This is a genomic window from Streptococcus sp. HMSC064H09, from assembly GCF_001812625.1.
In the GTDB taxonomy this organism is placed as follows: domain Bacteria; phylum Bacillota; class Bacilli; order Lactobacillales; family Streptococcaceae; genus Streptococcus.
In genome coordinates this window covers 69,402-93,055 of sequence record NZ_KV809622.1, presented here as the reverse complement: position 1 = coordinate 93,055, position 23,654 = coordinate 69,402, and the positions used below count along the sequence as shown (strand labels likewise).

Genomic DNA, 23,654 nt, shown 5'->3' with positions numbered 1-23,654 from the left:
ATAAGTTTCGATTCCCTGTGCTGCTGAACTGCCTTATGCCAAATCAAATCATCTTGTCCATTGGCTAAACTCCAAGATGGAACAAAAACCTCTTTAACACCTAACGGTGCAACAATATTGCGGATAACCGCATCAAAGGTACCAGTTACCTTGTTGTTGTTCTCAATTGAGAAGCTAGCCTTCGGTTTTAAAACATCAGTATCATTAGATGAACCTGAAGCATGAGTCAATTTAGCAGGTCCAGCTACAACCTCGCTTGAAACCTCAGAAGCAGTCGATACCTAGCATTTTCAGAACTCGCTACCGTGTTCGGCTGAACTACAGATTCAGATGCTACAGCCGTTGTTGAGCTTGCTTGACTGACCTGTGGAGTATTTGAGTTTGTTACTTCACTTGTAGCAGTAGCAGCTACCGCCACGGTTGAACTTGGTGTTGCTGATGGTGACTCTTGCGCAAGAACTGCTCCACCACCAAAAATATCTGCTGCTGTCGCAGGTTGATACTGGTTCCCTTCAGTAACTGTAGGCATTTGAGTGGCTACCTCATCCGCACTGGCCACCTGAGTGGTCACCGCCATGAGGACAGCTGCACTGGCATAGTAGATAAAATCTTTTGTTCGCATTTAACTTTCCTTTGACACTTTTTAATACGTCACCCATTTCACCATAGAAAATATCTTACGAATAGAGGAAAAGTGATAATTCTCTAAAAAAACTACAAAAATGATAAAAATTTAAGTAATTTCTATGCTAATAGTACTAACACAATCCAAAATAATAACGTAAAAACCTATAAATATAAGATTTCAATCCTTTATATAATATTCTGAAAATAGGTAAATAACAACATAACTATCAAAAATCAACACTAAAAAAGCCCTTAGAAGTTTCCCTCTAAAGACCTTTGATTGATAGATTAAGCAAAGATAGAGAAGAATGGTGCACCAAGCTTAGTATCCATTGCATCTCTACTCTGAACACCATGAATGTAATCCAATGAATACCATCCATTGTTATTGGCGTTAAATGGATCACGAACATATGTTTTACCATTATCATAGCCATGAAGTACGATTTCATGCGTGTAAGGATAATTGATAAATTGACTTGCTCCTACTGCCGCCAAAACGTGTTGCCCTGACATCAAAGCTGAGGCAATGTTAGCAATACTTGAAAGTACGTTGCTCTTCAGACCCCAATTTTTACTTGCTAATACAATACCATCTGAGTCTGTACCAGCAACTGAGGTTTTATTGAATGAATTTGTATTATAGTATAAGTAATCAGCAACTGTCGTTGGTGCAATGACAGTTCCCAAAATATCTGTAAAAGTCATGGCAAGTGATGTTGGAACACAGCCAGATTGATCCATATTGCTGACACCATACCACTTAGAAGCCCAACGAGGGTCACGTTGAGAATAATAAGTCGTCTGAGGCTCAACACGACGATTACGTGGAGCAAGAGCTGTCTCACCAAGGTTGAATCCATCTACAGTATTGTCTACATAGTCTACATAAACATGAGTCGTATAGTTACCGATGAGATTCTTATGATTAACAGTCGATACATTGATTTCAGTATGTGTTCCAGTAGGTGCTGTATTGTACCAAGAAAGGTTTCCTTGGTTACTTTCTGACCATACAGCTACACGAATATTCTTAATCTGACGTCCTTGTGGCGCTTGATCAACCACTACTGTGAAACTACCTGCTTCTGAATTAACATTAGTGATATAGGTTTGCGTTTTAGTCTTAGCATTACGGAATTCAACTGTTGTCGTTGTCCCTCCTACACCAACTTGTGACCCATCATTTAAAATGTAGTACAAATGAATATTGTACAAGCCTGTTGAATTTTTGTGGTTAGTAGCTTGAACATTTACCGTATAAGTGCCATTAGCTTGACGTGTGGCTTCATACCAACGAATGTCATCTTGACCATCTTTTTCAGACCAAATAGGTACTTGAACAGTACGAACACCTTTAGAACTATAGACATCACTGATAATGACATCAAAAGTACCAGTATCATTATTGTTATTAACAACTGAAATAGTACCGACTGGCTTATTATGTTTTACGTCTACAATGGTTTCAGTGACATAATGACGTTGGTTAGCATTATCTACGATGTAAACGTCAGCACGGTAATTTCCTAGTGAATTCTTATGCTCACTAGACTTGATTGTTACACGATAACTACCATCAGATTGACGACTAGCCTTATGCCAAACAAGATCGTCTTGGCCATTAACGAGACTCCATGAAGGAACTAAAACTTCCTTAACCCCATTTGGTGCTACGATATTGCGGATAACAGCGTCAAAAGTACCTAAATCAGCATTATTATTTTCAATAAAGAGGCTTGCACTAGGACGAGTTTGAGTAACTTCTACCACTTTTTCAGTAAGGTAGAAACGTTTGTTAGAGTCATCTACAAGGTAGGCATCAGCACGGTACTTACCAGTTGAATTCTTATGATCCGTTGCTTTGATAGTCACTCGGTAAGAACCATCAGCTTGACGAGTTGCCTTATGCCAGATAAGGTCGTCTTGACCACCAGCTAAACTCCATGAAGGAACAAGAACTTCTTTCAAACCTGTAGGAGCAACAATGTTACGAACAACTGCATCAAAAGTACCTGCTGCAGTATTGTTGTTTTCAATCGTAAGGACACCACTTGGTCGAGCATAATCAACAGCCACTACTTTTTCAGCAATATAATGGCGATTGTTAGAGTTATCCACGATATAAGCATCGGCACGGTAATTTCCTTTAGTGCCCTTATGCTCACTTGCCTTAATGGTTACACGATAGCTGCCATCAGTTTGCTTAGTCGCCTTATGCCAAATAAGGTCGTCTTGACCATTTTCAAGACTCCATGATGGCACTAAAACTTCTTTAACACCTAGTGGTGCTGAGATATTAGTGATAACGGCGTCAAAAGTTCCAGCCTTAGCATTATTGTTTTCAATAGCAAAACTTGCTTTAGGTTTCAACTGCTCAGGTGTCTTACCAATGAAGACTTGCGTAGTTGTTCCACCAACACCCGTCAATTGACCATCTTTTTGAACATAATAAAGGTGGATATTATAAAGCCCTGTCGAGTTTTTATGAGCTGAAGCCTTAACGTTTACTGTATAAGTTCCATTATTTTGACGGTTAGCCGTATACCAGATAATGTCATCTTGACCATTAATTTCTGACCAAATTGGAACAGAGACCGTTTCAACACCATTTGGTGCTTTGACATTAGAGATGACTACATCAAAGCTACCAACAGTTGGATTATTGTTGACAATAGAAATGGTTCCACTCAAATTGCCTTGAGTTGCATCAACCTCAGCAATAGCATTAGCTGTGAAACGTCCTGTATAATCCACGCTGTGGTCGAAGACATGTTTACTTGGCAAGAGATTAGCCGTAGCTGAAAACTGCCATGCACCAGTTTTGGCATTATAGCGCATGTTTTTGGCACTCGTTGCTGTAAGAGTTGATGATGGGTACTGTGCGACCCAGAAATTCTCAATACCAAATTGAGAGGTTGAGACAGGTCCACGATGGCCTAGATTGTTCTCATCCAACCAGCTGGCACTTGTATAGAACATCAAGTTGTTGTAACCATGCTTACGCATTTCATTAACCCATGCTTGAGTGTTACGGTTGATATTTGGAAGCATCTTAGAGTCTTCGAAATCGTTAACCATAACAGTGCTCTTTGAAAGGTTAAGGTTTTGTGCAGCTTGAATGAAGAAACGAGCTTCTGCGCGCGCCTCTTCCTCAGTCGTGTAACGAGAAAAATGATAGGTTGATACTTGAAGACCCGCGATTTGCGCATTGCGAACTTGTGACGCTGCCTTAGGATTATTGTACCAAGTATCCTCTGTCAACTTGACTACGACCCCACCAACACCTTGGCGTGCAAGAGCACGATAGTCATCTACACTGATTTCACCATTATGGCTGCTGACATCGATAAAAGTCTTCGGTTGCACCTTAAGGGTTGGAGAAGGAACAACCGTAGAATTCGTTAATTTAGCAGGTGTTGCTACAGTGCTATTTGACATTTCTGAACTTGTCGCACTTGTAGAAGCAGTTGCACTTTCTGAACTAACAACTGAAGATGTTACTGAAGCTGATGTCACAGCAACAGTAGAGTTAGCTACCGAAGTTGATACCGTTGCCGTTGCAGCCTCGGAACTCTGTGAAGCAGGAGACGTAGATACCGCTGGAGCACTAGCTTTTGCCACTTCACTCGTAGCTGCGGGTGCTGAAACCGTTGAACTAGGAGTTACAGGTAAGGCTGCTTCTCCACCAAAAATCTCAGCCGCTGTCACAGGTTGATACTGATTTCCTTCGGTAACAGAAGGCGTTTGTGTCGCCACTTCGTCTGCTTGAGCAACCTGTGTTGTGACAGCCAAGAGAACAGCCGCACTAGCATAGTAGATAAAATCTTTCGTTCGCATTTAACTTTCCTTTTGCATTTGTAATACTTGAACCATTTTACCACAGAAAAACTCTCGTGGAAAGGTTATTATTAAAAAATTTCTAAATAAAATAGAAATATTATAAAATTATAAATAAACTTTCTCTCTTGATAGAAAACTCTTTAACTTATTATTCGTATGTTTCTACAAAACTATTGAAAATCCGTAACAATTTTTTCAAATAAATACAAATGAAAATATATAAAAAAATTCCCGAACCTTTGTCCGAGAATTTAATTTATCCTTATTTACGTTTTGGTGGGTTATGGATTGCTTCTCCAAGTACGTCAGCAAAGGCTTCGTACATGTTTTCAGAGAAGGTTGGGTGACCGTGGATAGATTGCAAGAGCTCGTCTACAGTCAATTCATTTTCCATAATTGTTGACGCTTCGTTAATCAATTCAGCTGCAGCCGGTCCAATGATATGAACACCAAGGATTTCATGGTACTTCGCATCTGCAACGACTTTAACAAAACCTTGAGCTTCGTTTGAAGCAATAGCACGTCCATTACCAGCAAAGCTTGATTTACCAATGAGGACATCACCATATTTAGCGCGTGCATCTTCTTCAGTAATACCACACATTGCGACTTCTGGGTGTGTGTATACAGCAGCAGGTGTGTAGTCAAGGTGAGCCTTACGAACGTTACCATGCATAGCATTTTCAGCTGCAACTTCACCCATACGGTAAGCAGCGTGAGCAAGCATCTTAGTTCCGTTTACATCACCCGGTGCATAGATACCAGGGATTGAGGTTTCTTGATAAGCATTCACTTTAATACGACCACGGTCTAATTCAAGGTTAAGATTTTCAAGACCATCCAACTGAGGAACACGACCGATTGAAAGAAGGGCGCGATCAGCTACAATCTCTTCACCATTATTAAGTTTAAGGGTCAATTGGTTGTTGGCTTCAATAATTTCAGAAACACCAACAGAAGTCATAATCTTCATGCCCTTCTTAGCAAGGATTTTTTGAAGTTCAAGTGATACTTCTTTATCCATAGCAGGGATAATGCGGTCAGCCATCTCAACAACAGTTACTTCTACACCGTATGAAGCATAAACAAGACCAAGTTCGATACCAACGACACCACCACCCATAACAGCAAGTGATTTAGGCAATTCACGCAAGTCAAGGATATCATCTGATGTCATCACAAGTTGTGACTCAATTCCAGGGATATTGATACGTGAAACTTTTGATCCAGTAGCAAGGATAATATTACGTCCCTTGATTGTTTCTGAACCAATAGTAACTGTCTTATCTGGGTTAACTTGACCAAGACCATTGAAAATAGTAACCTTGTTAGCCTTCAAAAGACCTTGAACACCACCAGTAAGTGTCTTAACAACAGAGTTCTTAAAGTCAACAGTCTTATCCATATCGATAGTGTAGTTTGTTGACGCTAAGTTGATACCACGACCTGCAGCAATCTTAAGCCCATCAAGGATTTCTGCATTTTTAAGGTAGGTCTTAGTTGGAATACATCCTTTATTCAAACATGTTCCACCAAATTCAGATTTTTCAATGATAGCAACCTTACCACCAAGTTGTGCCCCACGAATGGCAGAATAGTAACCAGCAGGACCACCACCGACAACAATAATATCGTACTCATTATCAGCAAGTGGTGCTTTTTCTGCAGGAGCTGCTGGAGCAGCTGTGGCAGGAGCTTTAGGAACTTCAAGACCAGCAGATTCTAATTGAGCAGTTGCTTCTGCAACAGGTGCACCGGCTGCATTATCAGCCACAACTTCACCCTCTGCTCCAATATAACCAATAACCTCAGTAACTGGTACAGTTTCACCAGCCTGACGGGTAATCTTCAAAAGAACACCAGAATCTTCTGCTTCAAGTTCCATGTTCGTTTTATCTGACATGATTTCAAGAAGGATATCTCCCTCATTAACCACATCACCCTCTTGTTTCTTCCACTCGATGATTTCGCCTTCCTGCATGTCCACACCAAGCTTAGGCATAATAATCTCAAAAGCCATATTTTATGATACTAAGAACGCTAAAATGCGACAGAATTTTAGGAGTTTTACGTTAGTGTGCTTGCACACAAGTAAAACTATCTAAATTCCGAAGCATTTCGTTCGAGTTCAAATCAACTCAAACGCTTTAACGCCCTCTCCTTTCTATTTAAAACTTCAGTTTTCAGATATTTTTTTACTTAAATCAACAATTCCATTGGATTTTCAATCAAATGTTTTAAATCAACCATGAATTTGGCACCATTCATACCATCTACAATACGGTGGTCAATAGTCAAGCATAGACCCATGATTGGACGTACGACAACTTCACCATCAACAACAACCGGTGTCTGAATAGTTGCTGAAACACCAAGGATAGCTGAGTTTGGTTGGTTGATGATTGGGTTAAATGACTTGGTTCCAAACATTCCCAAGTTAGTGATAGAGAAAGTAGAACCTGACATTTCTGCCGCCTTCAATTTACCAGCCTGAGCTTTCTTGATGACATCCTTAGAGGCCACCACAAAGTCAGACAAACTCATCTTATCTGCACCATGAACGACCGGTACAATCAAGCCATCATCGAGACCAACGGCAATACCGAGATTAACAAATTTGTGTAATTCGATATTTTGCGCATCATCAATCAAGGATGCATTGAGGTAACGGTGTTCCTCTTTCATAAGGGTACGCACAACTGCCAAACCAATCAAATCAGTGAAGGTCACCTTCATGCCAGTCTTATTCATGATTGGATCAAGGACTTGCTTACGAAGAGCCATAAGGTTAGTCATGTCCACATCGTAGTTAAGGGTAAAGGTTGGCGCAGTTAAGTAAGAGTGCGTCATTCCCTTAGAAATAGCCTTACGCATAGCAGACATTGGGATAACTTCCACACCTTCTGGCAAGACTTTTTCTGGCTTAGCTTCAACCACAGGTGCAGCTGCAGCTTCCTTAACTTGGGCTGGGGCACTGATTGCAAGGACATCTTCCTTGGTAATCTTACCACCAAAACCTGTTCCAGATACGGTAGCTAAATCAATACCAAGGTCCTTTGCAATCTTACGTGCCAATGGAGTTGCCTTAGGTTGAGCACCCTTAAAGTTCTCAACGTCATCAGCATGAACACGACCTTTCGCTCCAGTTCCTGGGACTTGAGCGAGGTCAATCCCCAACTCACGCGCTACTTTACGTGCTTTAGGTGTTGCACGTACTTTGCCACCTTCGTGTACGACAGGGGCTTGGGCTGCCACTACAGGTGCTTCCACAGTAGCAACTTCTTCAACTTGCGGAGCAGCTTCTGTAGCTGGTGCGCTCGCAGCATTATCGGCCACAACTTCACCTTCTGCTCCAATATAACCAATAACCTCAGTAACTGGTACAGTTTCACCAGCCTGACGGGTAATCTTCAAAAGAACACCAGAATCTTCTGCTTCAAGTTCCATGTTCGTTTTATCTGACATGATTTCAAGAAGGATATCTCCCTCATTAACCACATCACCCTCTTGTTTCTTCCACTCGATGATTTCGCCTTCCTGCATGTCCACACCAAGCTTTGGCATAATAATCTCAAAAGCCATTTATAAGATACCAAGAGCGACCAGAAAGCGACTGAAAATTAGGTGTCCGACACGTCAGCCTGCTGACGTAGACGGACGGTCTATTTTCCAAGCTTTCCGCTCGGGTTCAGTTACACCCTCTGGTTCGCCCTCTCCTTTCTACTTTAAATTATATTTTCCGATACTCTCACAGTTAAAACAAGAAACACATTTTACTAGCGAGACATATCACTTAACCGTCGCTAGAAAGTTAGTTTCCTTTATTGGCCATCTTGATAATAGCAGCCTTAATCTTTTCAACATCTGGCAGAACCGCTTGTTCCAAGACACGCGCATAAGGTACAGGAACATCTTCACTTGCCAAACGTACAATTGGGTGGTCAAGGTAATCAAATGCTTCACTTTCAGTAACCATAGCAGCAATCTCACCGATGAATCCACCAGTCTTATATGCATCATTGACCAACATCAGTTTACCAGTCTTCTTAACTGACTCGAAAATCAATTCCTTATCAAGTGGGATAAGCGTACGTGGGTCAACGACCTCAACGTTAATACCTTGTTCAGCCACTTCTTCAGCAGCCTTAAGAACACGTTCCAACATACGACCATATGTGACAATAGTAAGGTCAGTCCCTTCACGCTTGATTTCACCTTTTCCAAGTGGAATGTAGAAATCAGAATCTTGAGTCACTTCCTCTTTCTTACCGTAAAGTGCTTTTGGTTCCATGAAGATAACAATGTTATTGTCCTGAATAGCAGATTTCAAAAGACCTTTAGCGTCGTTTGCATTACCTGGAGCAACCACTTTAATCCCTGGAATGTGAGTCAACCATGACTCAAGAGATTGTGAGTGCTGTGCCGCAGAACCAATCCCTGAACCAGAAGCTACACGGAAGGTTACAGGAGTCTTCAAACCACCACCAAACATGTAGTTGTTTTTCGCACCATTATTAACGATAGCATCAAGGGCAATCGTGATGAAGTCCATGAAAGTCAAGTCAACGATTGGACGAAGACCTGTGATGGCAGATCCAACAGCTGCACCAGCGATAGCTGCCTCTGAAATTGGTGTATCTTTAACACGTTTTTCACCAAATTCTGCCAGCATCCCAACTGATGTACCGAAGTCACCACCATAGATACCGACATCTTCACCCATAAGGAAGATGTTTTCGTCTTTACGCATCTCCTCGCTCATAGCAAGGTTTACTGCCTCACGCAAGGCCATCAATTTTGTTTCACTCATACTTGTATTCCTCAACCTTTCTCTTTAGTCTACCCATACATCTTCAAAGGCAACTGAAAGTTCTGGATCTGGGCTATTTTGGGCGAACTCATAAGCTGCATCAACCTCTGCCTTGACTTGGCTTTGGATAGCATCTAACTCTTCAGCGCTTGCGATATTTTCAGAAACGAGATAGTCACGGTATTTAATAATTGGGTCGTTATTGTTCTTCCACTCGTCAACTTCTTCCTTAGTACGGTAAACACCTGCATCAGCAGTTGAGTGACCAAACCAACGGTAAGATTCTACCTCAACGATAGCGGGACCGTTACCACCACGGACATGCTCAACAGCCTTGCCCATTGTTTCGTATACAGCCAAAACATCGTTACCATCTTCACAGTAGAAACCAGGAATACCATAAGCTTCCGCACGTGTATAAAGGTGAGGTGTGTTTGTTGCTTTATGGATATCCATTGAGATACCATAACGGTTATTGATGATAAAGAAGATAACCGGCAATTTCCAAGTAGCTGCCATATTGACTGACTCATGGAATGAGCCTTCATTAGTTGCACCATCTCCTGAAAAGGCCACAACAATATTTCCTGTTTCTTTGTATTGCTGAGTGAGAGCTGCACCTACTGCAAGAGCATAACCACCACCAACAATACCGTTAGTTCCGTAGTTACCTTTTTCAAAGTCAGCCAAGTGCATAGAACCACCACGGCCCTTAGAAACACCTGTCGCCTTACCTGCAAGCTCCGCCATCATTTTATTCAAATCCATGTCTTGGGCAATAGATTGTCCGTGACCACGGTGATTTGAAAAGAAGATATCGTCATAGCTCAAGTGTTGAACAGCTCCAACGTTGGCTGCTTCCTCACCAACTGAAAAGTGAGTCATTCCTTGAACAAAACCACGACGAACCAATTTATTAATACGTGAATCAAATTCACGGATACGTTCCATTTTAGTGAACATCTCAAGATGTGTCTCTTTAGAAAGTTTTACCATATCGATCTCCTCTATCGAAATTTTACTATACATCTAGGATAGGTTAAAAAAACTTAATGGGCAAGAAATATGCTTGAAAAATGAAAAGCCTTACATCTTTATCACTTATAGGCAATTCGTATGCTCTTTTTGTTTGTGATATGGTATAATAGCATGATTGTATAGATTTTACCCGAATAGGAGAATATTTGATATTGAGTGATGTCATAATTCACGGGCTTACGGCATGTATAGCTTTTATTTTACAAATTATTATCTTCAAGGTGACCACGCAAAGGCCGCTTAGATACTGGATTATTATTTTAGCTGGTATAGCAATTTTTGCCTCTAGTTATTTGGGCATTTTGTATCCAAAATCCGGTTTTATTGCACTTGTACTCTTTCTAGCTGCCAAATCCTACAAAAATCTAAGACATACCATTTTGGAAACTTTCTTCATACCTTTCACCTTTGCCTTAACGGTAAGATTGGTCATTTTCCTGATTATTCCAATTTTTTCCCTGCAGTCTTGGATTACTATTTTGCTGGTCCCTTTATTCTCTTTCTTGCTTTTTTACTTTGGTTTGCACAAAGTGCCCTTCTTCAGGTGGACTACTCTCGAATGATGCAAATTGATAAAGCAAGACCATGGTACAGGTCAACGTCTGTCGCTCTTTGTAGCTTAGCCTTTATTTACTTTGCTTCTGAACTCGTTTCAACAGACATTCACTTTACCATTGCCTTTCTTATCATTACGGCTCTGATTCTATCTAAGCAGGTTAATCTCTATAGAAAAGACCTCAATGCTCAAACACAAGCAGCCCAAGAGGAACATTCTCTCCTTCTTCAAAAATCAAGTCAGAACATCAATACCTGGTACCAGAAAAAGACTAGCCAAGAGCTCTTCATCAAAGACGAAGCTGAAAACCTCTACGATATCATCCGTTTTCAACAAAATGAGGAAGCTCAGGAGTTAATTGACTACTTACTGACACCGAATCCGCTAGATAAGAAGATTGATCATTTTTATCGAGACAAACTAGAAAATATTAAACTGCCAGATTTACAGGTACTCTTTGAAGCTAAATTTCTAAAGGCAAAAGAACTGGATGTTTGGGTTAGTATGGAGGTCCCAGAACCTATTACCGTCTATCCTATTTATCCTTTAGACTGGGTATATGTCCTATCAACTATCTTGGATCATGTCATTGACCAAGCACAAGATAGTGAACAGAAATACCTTAGCTATGCTTATTTTAAAGATGAGGATAGTCAACACTTTGTCGTTGAAAGTTCAAGTACTAAAGAAGATTCAGCTATTACATCTGATTTCTCTGATTCTGAACTAAAACGCGTCAATACTATTCTATCTACTTATCCAAACATTAACATTGTTTCAAATACACGTGCTGGGATTTATCGCTTACAAATTGAAATTGACATGACTAAAGGAGGTTACAATGATTACTAATATTATCAATCCTCTCTTACAGGCCGTTAGTTTCATTTCTATTTGGTACCTCTACCAGACTATGTCTAAGATTAAGCCACTTCGAGGACACCTTTTACTTCTATTTTTGTCCTATGTAGCTGCAGCGTCCTATTTTAGTCTCGTAAAAATCGTTGTGGACCCGCTTTTCTTCCTTGTTGCCGATTTGGCCCTTGTCAAAGAGCGTTCTTTCTATCATCGATTGCTTTACGCTTTTTATCCAACTATCCTTTTTGATATGGCAACACGACTACTTTCAATTGTCATTATCCCTCACGTCTTACATATCAAAGGTGATGTTACCCTCAACACTAACTTACATATCTTGACCTACATCTTAGCACCATTAATCATTTACCTAATGCTTAAAATCTTCGCCGTAGACCTAAATCAGATGAGTAGTCTTGACGAAGCTTGGGCTAGACGTAACTGGTTGCGAAGCACTGCCTTCCTAGCTGTCTATTATGTCTTCTTTACTGTTATCCATGGTCTTAACAGTATTCTTCCAACAGCAAATGACCCTAAAAATTTATTTGAAATAGTTTTCAAGGTCAGTCCTAATAGTTCTGTTATCTTAGTTCTCTATATTGCCCTACTACTATGGGATTTTTACAATTGGAACCAGGCTGTCCACCAACAATCTATCGATAGACTTAACAAAGAACGTCATAAATTGTTGGGTACTATGACTAACTATAACAAATCCTTTATCCAGATTATTATGCAAAAGCAAACGTCCTTCGACTTATTCAAGAAAAATCTCAAGGACGTTTCTCTTGCCTTGGAAAATGAAGATACTGCCAAAGCTACTAGTCTACTTGAGATTTATAAAACGGACAATGCTAGCATTGGTAATCCAGAGACTCAAGAAAACTTAGATAGGCTTAGCAATCCAATAATATCTAGTTTCCTCTCTAACCGCATTTTAGAAATGCGAGCTGCTCATATTGATATTGCTATAAACATCAGTCCTCAGTTTGGTGAGATTCCTTTATCTGACCTCGATTTATATCAACTGCTCCAAGCTTCGGAAAGAGCGATATTTAAACTACTTCGTCCTGATGTCAAGGTCAATAGTAGTTACCTTCAACTAGATCACTCACAACTCCTTGTTGTTGAATTACCAGTTTTGGCTGATAAGGTTAGCAAAGATAAAGAACTGAATGATTTAGTAAAGAGTTTGCCAAATGTTGACTATCGCATCGGTTTACATGCAGGTTATCTGACTCAAATTATTGAAATCTTTGAACCTGGTTATTAAGATCATATTTAAAAAGAGCCACTGGCTCTTTTTTTGTTACTTTATATCTCTTCTCACTAAAAATTCCTAACAGTTTAGAATGAAAGGAATTATTCGCCAAACAAAAAGACACCCAAGATCATATAGACTGAGTGTCTCTATTGATAGTAAACTCCAACTAGCGTAGCTTAGAAGGCGCCACCACCGCCTCCTCCGCCACCACCAGAGAAGCCACCACCACTAAAGCCTCCACTACCACTACTTGAGTTGATAGAAAAATTACTTACAGTATCTGAAGCAGAAACATAATTTTGCAATGCAGTTGAATTATAGAGCATGGCAAAAGATACAGGTGAATAAGTAAAGGCATCTAAAGATGGATTGCTGAGGTGAATGTTGTAACGTTTCAGGACGTCACTAACTTTCTTGGCCTGTCCATAAAGTGTCGCATAAACTAGAATACGATTCCATAAAACAATGGATTGTAATTCTGCTTGATTAAACTGCCCGATACTCTTAATCATGTTGTTAAAACTATGCCATTGATAATAAATATCTGAGTTTTCTGGAACAAGGCATCCGTTTGCCCGCCCATTGATTTGAAAACGATAAATAAGATGCATGGTAATAACTGGGAAGAAAAAGAGTAAATATAACAAGGATAAATTAGAGGAGAAACCAATTGAGAGAAGGAAGAAACCAATCGCAATAAGTATGTAGAGGAATACAAATATGTTGTTCGCCACTGAAGATAAATGAGTTTCTGAAGAAGTAAGTTGCCTATATAGGCTTGGTAGTCCGAGTTGCTTTTCTTGCCTTTCGACACCTTGGGTAACCCTTGTAGCATCATCCAAAAACAGACTTCTAATATTTCTACCTATAGAGCGAAGCTTATCTCTTTCCGTACTATTTTTAGCTTTTTTATACTGACTCTCAATTTCATCTTCGTTAATATAGTATCGTGAGAACATATCTTTCTCTTTGACTTGAGTTTGACCATCAAAAAGCATCTCAATAAAAGCTAATTCAAAATCAGCTAAACCATCCCTTTTAACAAATTCAAGAATTGGCTCTTCCGTTGATTGACTAAACGATAAGTTTCCTCTATCTATAAGATCCAGTATCGTCGCTTGAACCATATGGTTAAAGGATATTGGGTAAGTCACACTATTCAGACCACTAATGTCAAATCGTTGGTTGTAGACGTTCTGAGCAAGAACAAGAGGAGCTAGATTTTGAGGAATGTCATAAAGTCTACTATCCTTTGGGAAACGTGGTGGTCTCGTGCTTCTCAAGACTGAACTATATAAAACGATTGCTATAACAAACAAGACGAGGAGAAGTCCTGGAAAAAGACCATAGAAAATTATGTGATAAATCTTTCTATTTCTCACAATATCATTTTCCTGTTTTAGGAATTTATCTTTAGCTGAACTATCGATGATATTAGTGGAATTTTTAGATTTTAGACTTGCTGTCATAGGCCAATAAGCATGAAGTTCGAGTTTTCCCTTTGCAGGAAAATTATCAAACTGAATATTATAGCCTTCATCCGTCCTTTGAACCTGAGGATTTTTTTGAAAGAATCCTGCATGAGCATAAAGCTCACCCTTATTGGAATCTAAACCATCAACAGTAAAATCAACATGACCAATTGACTTATCCCAATCGGAAATCGGAAACCAATTGAGGACAGCCACATCAGAATAGAGGTCTAACATGTGTTTGATTTGCCAAGTCACCTTAAGAACCACTTTATCATAAGCCCCAGGATTATAGACCTTTAGTTTGATACCGTCTTTGAGTTTTTCTGATTCCACACGTATCTGTCTTTTCGTAAAGACAGTTTCCACACCATTTTCTGTGGTTATTTTTTCAGCTTTATCAGAGACTGTGACAGTTGGATTTTCTTCAATATTAAAACCTTTTGGAAGTGGTTTTACACTGCCTAATGTCACGTACTGACCATTATAAGAACTTGAAAAATCATAAGTCACTTCTTGGGTAAAGGTCGCTCCGCCATCCTCGTGAATAGCCAAGTGTCCCTTATAACTTGGAATGCTATACGACACCTCATTATCGCTATCACTGGCTTTAGCGATGTCACAAGCTCCAATCGTTAGTATCATAGCTAAGACTAGTCCTAACCAAAGCAGTCCTTTTTTCATCAGTCACTCCTTACATATCAGTCAATCTTTAAATATCGAGATTGAAACATAAGCGTTTTACCTCTCTTCTCTTATGACTAGGCTTGATAGACAATCTCACCGTCACAGATAGTGTATTTAACACTGCCCGTAAGTTCTTCGCCTACAAATGGTGAATTGGCTGCTTTAGACTTAAAGTCTGCTGTGACCTGACGTTGTTCCTTGTCTGCAAAAATCACAAGGTCAGCTGGTCCATTTTCAGCCAAATAACCAGCATCGAAGCCATAAAGATCAGATGGGTTGCTAGTCATTACTTTCAAGAGTTCCGTCAAGCTTAAGTGTCCTGCTTCAACCAAGTAGGTCAATCCAAGAGATAGAGATGTTTCAAGACCAGTCATTCCTGATGGTGCTTTAGTCACATCATCGACATTCTTTTCATCGGCATGGTGTGGCGCGTGGTCTGTGGCAATGACTGAGATGACTCCAGATTTCAACCCTTCGATGACGGCCTGACGGTCAGATTCCAAACGAAGTGGTGGGTTCATCTTGGCATTAGCACCTTTTGAGAGCAAGAGGTCTTCTGTCTTAGAGAAATGTTGTGGTGCCACTTCGGCTGTAACTTGTGCTCCAAGTTTTTGAGCAAATTCAACCACTTTTACAGATTCAGCTTTTGACAAGTGTTGAATATGAACATGGGCTTGTGTATCATAAGAAATCATGACATCACGCGCAATCATACTGTACTCAGCTACACCTGTTGCCCCACAAATATGGAATTCTTTTTTAGCAATATTTTCATTGAAACCTAGAATACCATTTAGATCAGGATCCTCCTCGTGAAGGCTGATAAAGGTATTATTCTCCTTAGCTAGCTCCATGGCTTTTTTGACAATACCAGCATTGGTCAATGGAATACCATCATCTGAGAATCCGACAGCACCAGCTTCAAGCAAACCCTTGAAATCAGTGAGGTTTTCACCATCAAAATTCTTAGTAATAGTCGCAACAGACTTAACATGGATATTTTCCTTAGCTGCCGAAGTCAAGACCTCCTCCAAGGTTTCCTTATCTGAAATCGTTGGATTAGTGTTAGCCATCATTACAACTGTTGTAAAACCACCCGCAGCCGCTGCCAAGGCCCCAGTATGAATGTCTTCCTTATGAGTTTGACCTGGCTCACGGAAGTGAACATGGATATCCACCAAGCCAGGAGCAACCACAAGACCAGTCGCATCGATGACTTGAGCATCTCCAGCCTCGATATTTTCAGCAATTTTAACGACTTTTTTACCATCAACAAGAACATCAGCTTGCGTATCCAAACCAGACTTAGGGTCTACAACACGACCATTTTTAATCAGTAACATAATCTTCCAACTTTCTATTTTACTTCAACCAATCAATTGGGGATTGGCCTTGAGATACAAGGTAGGCATTGGCTTTTGAAAATGGCTTGCTGCCAAAAAAACCACGATAGGCCGACAAGGGACTCGGATGGGCACTCTCAATAATAGCATGTTTAGAATTAGTCACTAGTGCCTTCTTCTTACGAGCATAGCCACCCCAAAGTATAAAGACAACAGGAGTATCCTTTTGATTGAGAACCTTAATCACAGCATCTGTAAAAGGTTCCCAAACCTGACCAGCATGCCCATTTGCTTGACCTGCTGGAACTGTTAGACAGGCATTAAGCAAAAGCACCCCCTGCTCTGCCCATGACGTTAAATCATGAAAGGATCTAGGACCTAAATCTTCCTCTAATTCCTTGAGAATATTTTTCAAAGACGGGGGGGCTGGAAGGCTATCAGGTACCGAGAAGGAAAGTCCCTGTGCTTGATGAGGCCCATGATAAGGGTCCTGACCAAGGATTACCACCCGCACTTCTTCAAACGGAGTCTCCAACAAGGCATTAAAAACCTTGTCACGCGGCGGATAAACCGTCCCCTGGCTATAAACCTGGTCCATAAACTGATTTATCTTTGAAAAATAATGGTCAGGCAGCTCCTCTTTCAGAAGCTTGTGCCATGTCGAATGTTCCATAAAAACCTCTTTTTAGACTGTTTTACACCCTAAATTATACCATAATTTGTAGGGAATATTCGGAAAATACTGAAAAAATACCATGATTACGAAGCATTTCCTATCAAGTTTTAAAAATACATTACTCCACAAGTTTAAAGGGCTTACAACCTTTAACTCGTTATAGTTTTATGCTATAATTTAAACTTGTATTTTAACAGAAAAGGTAACCCTATGACTACGTATGAAAATTTAAGAGCAGCCAGACGAGGTCCCATTGTCAGCATCGCTGCCTACCTTCTTCTTACCATTGTAAAACTTCTAGCTGGACACTTTTTAAATTCTAGCTCTTTGATTGCCGATGGTTTCAATAACTTGTCAGATATTTTAGGGAACGTGGCCCTACTCATTGGATTGCACCTAGCTAGTCAACCTGCTGATGCAGATCATAGGTTTGGTCATTGGAAGATTGAAGACTTATCAAGCCTAGTCACTTCCTTTATCATGTTCGTGGTAGGCTTCCAAGTCCTAATTCAAACAGTCCGAAAGATTTTTCTAAGAGAGGAAACTGTAGTCGATCCCCTTGGTGCAACCGTCGGAGTTCTTTCTGCTATCGTCATGTGTGGCGTTTACTTATACAATAAAGGACTTGCCAAAAAGCTGAAATCTAGCGCTTTGATTGCGGCCGCTAAGGATAATCTCTCCGATGCCGTAACTTCTATTGGAACGTCAATCGCCATTGTTGCAGCATCCTTCAACCTCACGATTATTGACTATATTACAGCCATTATCATTACCTCCTTCATTCTAAAGACAGCCTATGATATCTTCATGGAAGCAACCTTTAGTTTATCAGACGGTTTCGATGAGAGAAACCTCAAAGCCTATGAAAAAGCGATTCTTGAGATTCCAAAAGTCACTAAGGTTAAGAAGCAGCGTGGCCGTTCTTATGGTAGCAACGTCTATCTTGATATGGTGGTTGAAATGAATCCTGACCTCTCTGTTTACGAGAGTCATGCCATTACTGAACAAATTGAAGAGGTTCTCAGCAAGCGTTTCTCTGTCTATGACACTGATGTCCATGTAGAACCAGCTGCTATTCCCGAAGATGAAATTTATGGCAATGTCCTTCACAAACTCTCTCGCAATGAAAAGATTATTCTGTCAAAAATTCCTGACTATGAAAATCTCTTAGCACCAGACTTCTACTTAATCGATGAAAATGGTCACCACCACAATCGTGAAGAAGTCATTGCCAATCACCAACCACTTCTCAATAATTTTGACAGCTTCAAGATGACATCTGTTAGTCAAAAAACGAAATTAATTAGTTATGAGTTGGGAGGAAATTTCCACACTAGTATCTGGCGTCGAAATGAAACCTGGTTCATGATTTACCACCAAGTCACAAGGATAAAAGATGAAAAGTAACGAGCAAGCAAGCTCGTTTTTTCTGCTTTCAAATAGATTTTGTGTAACATTCGATCGATTCTAAAAATTACATTAAAATACTAAATGTTAGGAAAACTCTAACTTTTATATGTTATAATGAAGATGTTTGTCACTACCGAATTTAGGGTTTTGACTGGCAAATGATATTAATAGATAAAAATAGGTTCTGCCAGCTACAGAACCCCATAGATATTAAAGGAGACACATTGTGAAAAAGAAAATTGTTGCCGTCCTTTTAGCAGCTTGTCTAGCCCTAGCACCGAGTTTGTCTAGTGCAGACGAATTGATGGATATCACACGCGCTGCTGGTTATACTGAAGCCACTGAGGCCTATCGCCCAAAATCAACCCTCTTAATCGATGGAAATACCGGAGATGTCCTCTGGGAAGAAAATGCTGATGAGGTGCGTGACCCAGCTTCTATGTCTAAGGCCATGACACTTTATTTGGTCTTTGAAGCTATGTCTAAAGGAGAGATTTCTGAAGATACTGTTATTACAGCTACTCCAACCGACCAAGCTATTGCCGATATTTACGAAATTTCCAACAACAAGATTGTTGCGGGTGTTGATTATACCGTTTCAGAACTCATCACTATGACAGCGGTGCCTTCCTCTAACGTTACAACCGTGATGCTAGCCAACTACTTGACCAATAATGATCCTGATAAATGGCTAGACATGATGAATGAGAAATCTAAAGAGCTAGGGATGACCAATACCAAATGGTTCAACGCTTCTGGTGCTGTTGCTGTTGCCTTCAAAGGTTACTACAGTCCTCAACGTTATGATAACAACCAAACCAACCAAACAACTGCGCGTGATTTGGCTATCATGACCTATAACTTCATCAAGAAATACCCTGACATTCTCAAATACACTAGCAAACCTGTTGTCACAGTTAAAAAAGGAACACCTTACGAGGAAACATTCGAGACTTACAACTACTCTATTCCAGGTGCCAAATACGGAATTGATGGGGTTGATGGGTTGAAGACAGGATCTAGCCCAGAAGGTGCTTTCAACTATATTGATACCATCAAGCGTGGTGATCAACGTATGATTGCTGTCATCATGGGTTCTGGTGATTGGTCTGACCAAACAGGTGAAGAGATTCGTCATACCTTTGGTAATGCTCTCGTTGAAAAGATGTACAAAGACTTCTCTTACAAGAAAGTTCTTAGCAAGGGTGAACAAGAAATCGACGGTAAAAAATACAATGTCGAAAAAGACGTCTATGCCACCGTTAAAAAAGGTAAAGACCCTAAAATCTCTGTTAAAGATGATCACATTGTCATCGATAATGGTCTGAAGACAGTGTCACCTAATATCAAAGCTACTTCTGTTAAGGCAACTAAAGTTAAGGGATGGTTCGATTTTGGAAGTAACCAGAAAGATAAAAAGGCTACTAAAACAACAGATAAGAGCCAACTCCCAGTTTATTTCTGGTTGCTATGTCTTGTCCCAGTTGGACTACTCTACTTGATTTACCTTAATGAAAAAGGACGTCGTCAAAAAGTTAAAGAACGTCGTCAAGCAAGACAAATCAATAACTAAAAACGTGCTCGGTTGAGCACGTTTTTAGTTGTCTCCAAGAAATGTTTTGAGATTAGACATATCATTACGCATTTGATCCAATCCTTCTTGATAAATGGCTTCAAACTTTTCAGGATCCTTCTCCAAACGACTAACTTCAAGTGCGTGTTCTGGACGGATAGTATAAAGATTTCCAGTTTTTTCCAAAGCCTCTATCTTTTCAATACTCTTATTGTAGTGTATGTGGCGATTTGAAGCCACTTGGACAAATTCAGGATACTTGCGGTAAAAGAACTTGTAGATTCGCTTACTCGTTTTAGATGGCTGTTTACGGTAGCCTTTAGGACGTGTCAGAACTACAATGAGTTTATCAAAGCCCAAATTTTCCATAAAATCAATAGGGAGACTATCAGACAGACCACCATCCATGTAGCGTTTACCCTTGTACTCGACAATTTCAGAAACCAGAGGTAAGGCGGAACTTGCCCGAAGGGCTTCCATTTGCTCAAAGACATGGTCAATCTTGATATAGTCTGGTTTTCCGGTCTCAATATCTGTAGTGACCACATAGAAGGGGACACCTGAATCAGCAAAGGACTCCTGATCAAAAACGTCCAACTCCATGGGAACCTTATAATAGGAGAATTCCTTATTAACGAAGTTACCTGTTGTCAGCCATGACCAGAAACTCATATAGCGACGGTCTCCCATAAAACGCTTGTTGTAGCGAAGGGCTCTTTGGGGCTGGTTAGAAAGGTAATTAACACCAAAAAGTGCTCCAGCCGATACCGAAACAACGCCATCCACCTTAATTCCAGCTTCTAAAAAGGCATCTAATACACCAGCCGTATATAAGCCACGCATCCCCCCGCCTTCGAGGACTAAGCCAACTTTCATTCTAAAATCTCCTTTATGATTGGTTCCGCAAGGACTTGATAACCTTGTGGACTCAAGTGCAAACCATCCGTTGTATAGTTGTCATTTAACTGTCCCATGTCATCAGTAAGGTAATCAAAAAGATCGACATAAGTCACACCGGGGAGGACAGCTAATTGTTGATTTAGCTCACGTACAGTCGTATTATTTCGAATCTTAACCTTAGAAGCATACTGTGATTCTTCACTAACTGGAAAGACACTCAGCAAATAGACCTCAGTAAAGAGGGATTCCTGACGAACTGTCATGATAATATCGGAAATACGAGTGACAATATCTCGAATAGGGTAACCTCTTCCGATGTCGTTAATGCCAATCAAGAGCACCAATTTACTTGGTTCCAAATCTAAGACCTGCTCTTTAAGGTGTTCTAAAAGCCAAACCGAGTCTGTTCCTGCAATCCCACGGTTTACCAAGGGAAAATCTCGACCCAAGTATTTTTTCAATGCAAAAAACTCCGTGATGGAGTCCCCTGCAAAAACAATTTGGCCTTTGTCTAACTTTTGATTTTCATTCACAAATTTGGCTAAACGCTCTTCTTGATAGGCCACAAGCTCGGGCCTAGTTGTTTCAATCATACTTCATCCTTTTTTCTTAAATATTATACGCACTACCGTGATTAAAGCTAGAAAAGTTCCAAGTCCAAGAAATAGCCAGGCAAGATTTTCAAAACCTGATTTATTGGCCAAAAGGGCACCGGAAAGTAGAAATCCCAATGTCAACAAGGCTAAAACCAGATTATTTAAAACTTTCTCAAAGACTTTAATTCGACCTGAAAAGTTGATAAAATCATGGTTTACCACAATTCGTCCGTTTAAAATCTGCTCCAAGAGCTGATGCAAGCGACGCGGAATATTTTTTCCATTGCGAATCAGATAAAAGAGTTCAATCAAGATACTCTCTTTGTTCAGAGCCTGTTTAAGCATGTCAGGGCCCATATTTTCTAGGAAATAATCCTTGGCCAGAGTCATCAAATCCATATTTGGGGCCAACTCTCGGAAAATACCTTCAATTTGAAGCGAAGCCTTCTCCAAAATGGTAATTTGAGATGAGGCCTTAAGATGGTTCTTCTGGAAAATAGCCAGTAAATCCTCTAGCAAATCTGTCATGGACAGACTTCCCAAGTCAACACCAGAATAACGCCCCAGCATCTGCTCCACATCCTGACTTAGAACTGCACGGTTTAGCCCATTATCAAACTGGGTAACTGACAAGATAGCCTTAGTCATGCCGTCAACATCCTGAGCAGTAAAACTATATAGGATGTCATTTAAGGACGCACGCATCCCCACTTCCAACTCACCCATAATGCCAAAGTCAATGAAACAAATCTTGCCATCACGTACCAAGAGATTTCCAGGATGGGGATCACCATGAAAATAGCCGTCTTTGAAAACCTGCTTGATAAATGACAACATGAGTTTCTTGCCCACATCTTCCAGGTCATAGCCAGACTCAATCAGTTGGCTGTAGTCATTAAGTGGAATCCCATCGATATACTCTTCGACTATGAGGTGTGGCGTCGTAAAGGAATCATAGACCTCTGGGACACCTAGACAAGCGACAGCCCTGTTATTTGCCTTAAAACGCTTCATGGCCTCTGCTTCATTCCTAAAATCAAGTTCCTTGATTAAGGTTTCACGCAGATTTTCCAAAACCTCCTGAACATCGACCATGGGGATAAAATGCTTTGGTATATGCCGTGCAAGCTTAATGAGAAGCTGAATATCTTCCTTAACGACCTCATCAATACCAGGTCTCTGGATTTTTACAATCACTTCCTGACCAAACAATAATCTAGCTCTATGGGTCTGTGCGACAGAACCAGAAGCTAAGGGTTCTTCCGAAAAGTCAAGGAAACTGTCAGAAAGCTCATTAGGTAATTCTCGCCTAATGGCAGTCATGACTTCCTCTTTATTCAAGGGAGGAACTGAGCTCTGGAGCTTTGATAATTCTTTGATATAGTTTTCTGGCAAAAGGTCAGAGCGCGTGGATAGGATTTGACCAATTTTAACAAAACTAGGTCCTAATTGCTCAAAGGCTTGGCGTAGCTTGACAGGTGTTGTCTGTTGGTCTTGAGGAAGATGCTTTTCACGATAAGAAAGGAGACCAACTGACGAGAAAACCTTCAACACATGTCTCAATCGTTTACTAGCCATTTTAGACTCCTTACATTTTATTTATTTTGACTGAGCAAAGCGTCAAGTTTTTCTTCAAGACGTTTCACATCATCCTTAGTCGCATACTCAACTGAAGATTTCTTAGCATCAAGTTTCGCTAAAAATTCTTGAGCTTCTTCCTTACTTTGACGTTTGAGCTCTTGTTCCAGTTCCTTACCTTCTTCAACAGTCAAACGCCCCTTTTCAACCAACTCTTTGACAAAGCTATCGGCCTTATCAACTGTCATAGCAGTCAACCCGATTCCAGCTAAGAGAACTTTTTTCAAATCATTCATTATCGTTACCTCCATCTAAGTAGGAAAAGCAAAGAGATAGACTCGCTACTTCTTCGGAAAATATAAGAACGCTTTCACACTTTTATTCTACCACTTTTTCAGAAAATATGTGGAATAACATAAACAA

The 23,654-nt window shown here is 40.2% G+C and carries 18 protein-coding genes; 4 read left to right on the top strand and 14 right to left on the bottom strand.

Going from position 1 to position 23,654, the window contains the following annotated elements:
• The 7 genes from HMPREF2867_RS11665 to HMPREF2867_RS09335 all read right to left on the bottom strand — a co-directional run.
• Window positions 1–230 (bottom strand): GBS Bsp-like repeat-containing protein (locus HMPREF2867_RS11665; protein ID WP_256263088.1); only part of this gene is annotated, 230 nt, incomplete at its 3' end.
• A 14-nt stretch (window positions 231–244) separates the two neighbouring features.
• Window positions 245–622 carry a hypothetical protein gene (locus HMPREF2867_RS11660; RefSeq protein ID WP_070577210.1) on the bottom strand — a complete coding sequence of 126 codons (378 nt, stop codon included), beginning with the start codon at window positions 620–622 and terminating at the stop codon, window positions 245–247.
• 293 nt (window positions 623–915) lie between these two features.
• Entirely contained in the window at window positions 916–4,467 is a 3,552-nt protein-coding gene (locus tag HMPREF2867_RS09355) for a GBS Bsp-like repeat-containing protein (protein WP_070577209.1), read from the bottom strand.
• 265 nt (window positions 4,468–4,732) lie between these two features.
• Window positions 4,733–6,490, bottom strand: a complete 1,758-nt coding sequence (gene lpdA, locus HMPREF2867_RS09350; protein WP_070577208.1) for a dihydrolipoyl dehydrogenase — start codon at window positions 6,488–6,490, stop codon at window positions 4,733–4,735.
• A 179-nt stretch (window positions 6,491–6,669) separates the two neighbouring features.
• A complete protein-coding gene (locus HMPREF2867_RS09345; protein WP_070577207.1) occupies window positions 6,670–8,052 on the bottom strand; it encodes a dihydrolipoamide acetyltransferase in 1,383 nt (460 codons plus the stop codon).
• Between the two features lie 229 nt (window positions 8,053–8,281).
• Window positions 8,282–9,280: an alpha-ketoacid dehydrogenase subunit beta gene (locus tag HMPREF2867_RS09340; RefSeq protein WP_060971279.1), complete on the bottom strand. Its 999-nt coding sequence runs from the start codon at window positions 9,278–9,280 to the stop codon at window positions 8,282–8,284.
• Between the two features lie 24 nt (window positions 9,281–9,304).
• Complete coding sequence (locus HMPREF2867_RS09335) at window positions 9,305–10,276, bottom strand: thiamine pyrophosphate-dependent dehydrogenase E1 component subunit alpha (protein ID WP_021144192.1); 972 nt, start codon at window positions 10,274–10,276, stop codon at window positions 9,305–9,307.
• A 601-nt stretch (window positions 10,277–10,877) separates the two neighbouring features.
• On the opposite strand from HMPREF2867_RS09335, the gene HMPREF2867_RS09330 reads away from it, so the two are divergent.
• Entirely contained in the window at window positions 10,878–11,726 is an 849-nt protein-coding gene (locus HMPREF2867_RS09330; RefSeq protein ID WP_256263087.1) for an ATP-binding protein, read from the top strand.
• Complete coding sequence (locus HMPREF2867_RS09325) at window positions 11,716–13,005, top strand: hypothetical protein (RefSeq protein ID WP_070577206.1); 1,290 nt, start codon at window positions 11,716–11,718, stop codon at window positions 13,003–13,005. The genes HMPREF2867_RS09330 and HMPREF2867_RS09325 overlap by 11 nt, the downstream gene beginning before the upstream one ends.
• Before the next feature lie 167 nt (window positions 13,006–13,172).
• Here HMPREF2867_RS09325 and HMPREF2867_RS09320 read toward each other — a convergent pair whose 3' ends face one another.
• The 3 genes from HMPREF2867_RS09320 to HMPREF2867_RS09310 all read right to left on the bottom strand — a co-directional run bounded on the left by HMPREF2867_RS09320 (window position 13,173) and on the right by HMPREF2867_RS09310 (window position 17,171).
• Complete coding sequence (locus HMPREF2867_RS09320; RefSeq protein ID WP_070577205.1) at window positions 13,173–15,152, bottom strand: DUF2207 domain-containing protein; 1,980 nt, start codon at window positions 15,150–15,152, stop codon at window positions 13,173–13,175.
• Window positions 15,153–15,229: 77 nt separating this feature from the next.
• Complete coding sequence (locus HMPREF2867_RS09315) at window positions 15,230–16,498, bottom strand: dihydroorotase (RefSeq protein ID WP_070577204.1); 1,269 nt, start codon at window positions 16,496–16,498, stop codon at window positions 15,230–15,232.
• Between the two features lie 19 nt (window positions 16,499–16,517).
• Window positions 16,518–17,171, bottom strand: a complete 654-nt coding sequence (locus HMPREF2867_RS09310) for a uracil-DNA glycosylase (RefSeq protein ID WP_049545851.1) — start codon at window positions 17,169–17,171, stop codon at window positions 16,518–16,520.
• A gap of 213 nt (window positions 17,172–17,384) precedes the next feature.
• Here HMPREF2867_RS09310 and HMPREF2867_RS09305 point away from each other — a divergent pair, with 213 nt between their 5' ends.
• Together HMPREF2867_RS09305 and HMPREF2867_RS09300 are read left to right on the top strand one after the other, a co-directional pair.
• Window positions 17,385–18,581, top strand: a complete 1,197-nt coding sequence (locus HMPREF2867_RS09305; protein WP_070577203.1) for a cation diffusion facilitator family transporter — start codon at window positions 17,385–17,387, stop codon at window positions 18,579–18,581.
• 229 nt (window positions 18,582–18,810) lie between these two features.
• Entirely contained in the window at window positions 18,811–20,157 is a 1,347-nt protein-coding gene (locus tag HMPREF2867_RS09300) for a D-alanyl-D-alanine carboxypeptidase (RefSeq protein ID WP_070577202.1), read from the top strand.
• Between the two features lie 24 nt (window positions 20,158–20,181).
• Here HMPREF2867_RS09300 and HMPREF2867_RS09295 read toward each other — a convergent pair whose 3' ends face one another.
• From HMPREF2867_RS09295 to HMPREF2867_RS09280, 4 genes are read right to left on the bottom strand one after another with little or no spacing between them, the layout of a single operon-like run.
• Complete coding sequence (locus HMPREF2867_RS09295) at window positions 20,182–21,033, bottom strand: patatin-like phospholipase family protein (protein ID WP_060971272.1); 852 nt, start codon at window positions 21,031–21,033, stop codon at window positions 20,182–20,184.
• The gene (locus tag HMPREF2867_RS09290; RefSeq protein ID WP_070577201.1) at window positions 21,030–21,650 is read right to left on the bottom strand and encodes an SGNH/GDSL hydrolase family protein; all 621 of its coding nucleotides are present in this window, start codon (window positions 21,648–21,650) and stop codon (window positions 21,030–21,032) included. Before HMPREF2867_RS09290 ends, HMPREF2867_RS09295 begins: the two co-directional genes overlap by 4 nt.
• 3 nt (window positions 21,651–21,653) lie before the next feature.
• Window positions 21,654–23,231, bottom strand: a complete 1,578-nt coding sequence (locus HMPREF2867_RS09285; RefSeq protein ID WP_070577200.1) for an ABC1 kinase family protein — start codon at window positions 23,229–23,231, stop codon at window positions 21,654–21,656.
• 17 nt (window positions 23,232–23,248) lie between these two features.
• Window positions 23,249–23,527, bottom strand: a complete 279-nt coding sequence (locus HMPREF2867_RS09280) for a phasin family protein (protein WP_013990645.1) — start codon at window positions 23,525–23,527, stop codon at window positions 23,249–23,251.
• Window positions 23,528–23,654: the final 127 nt, after the last annotated feature.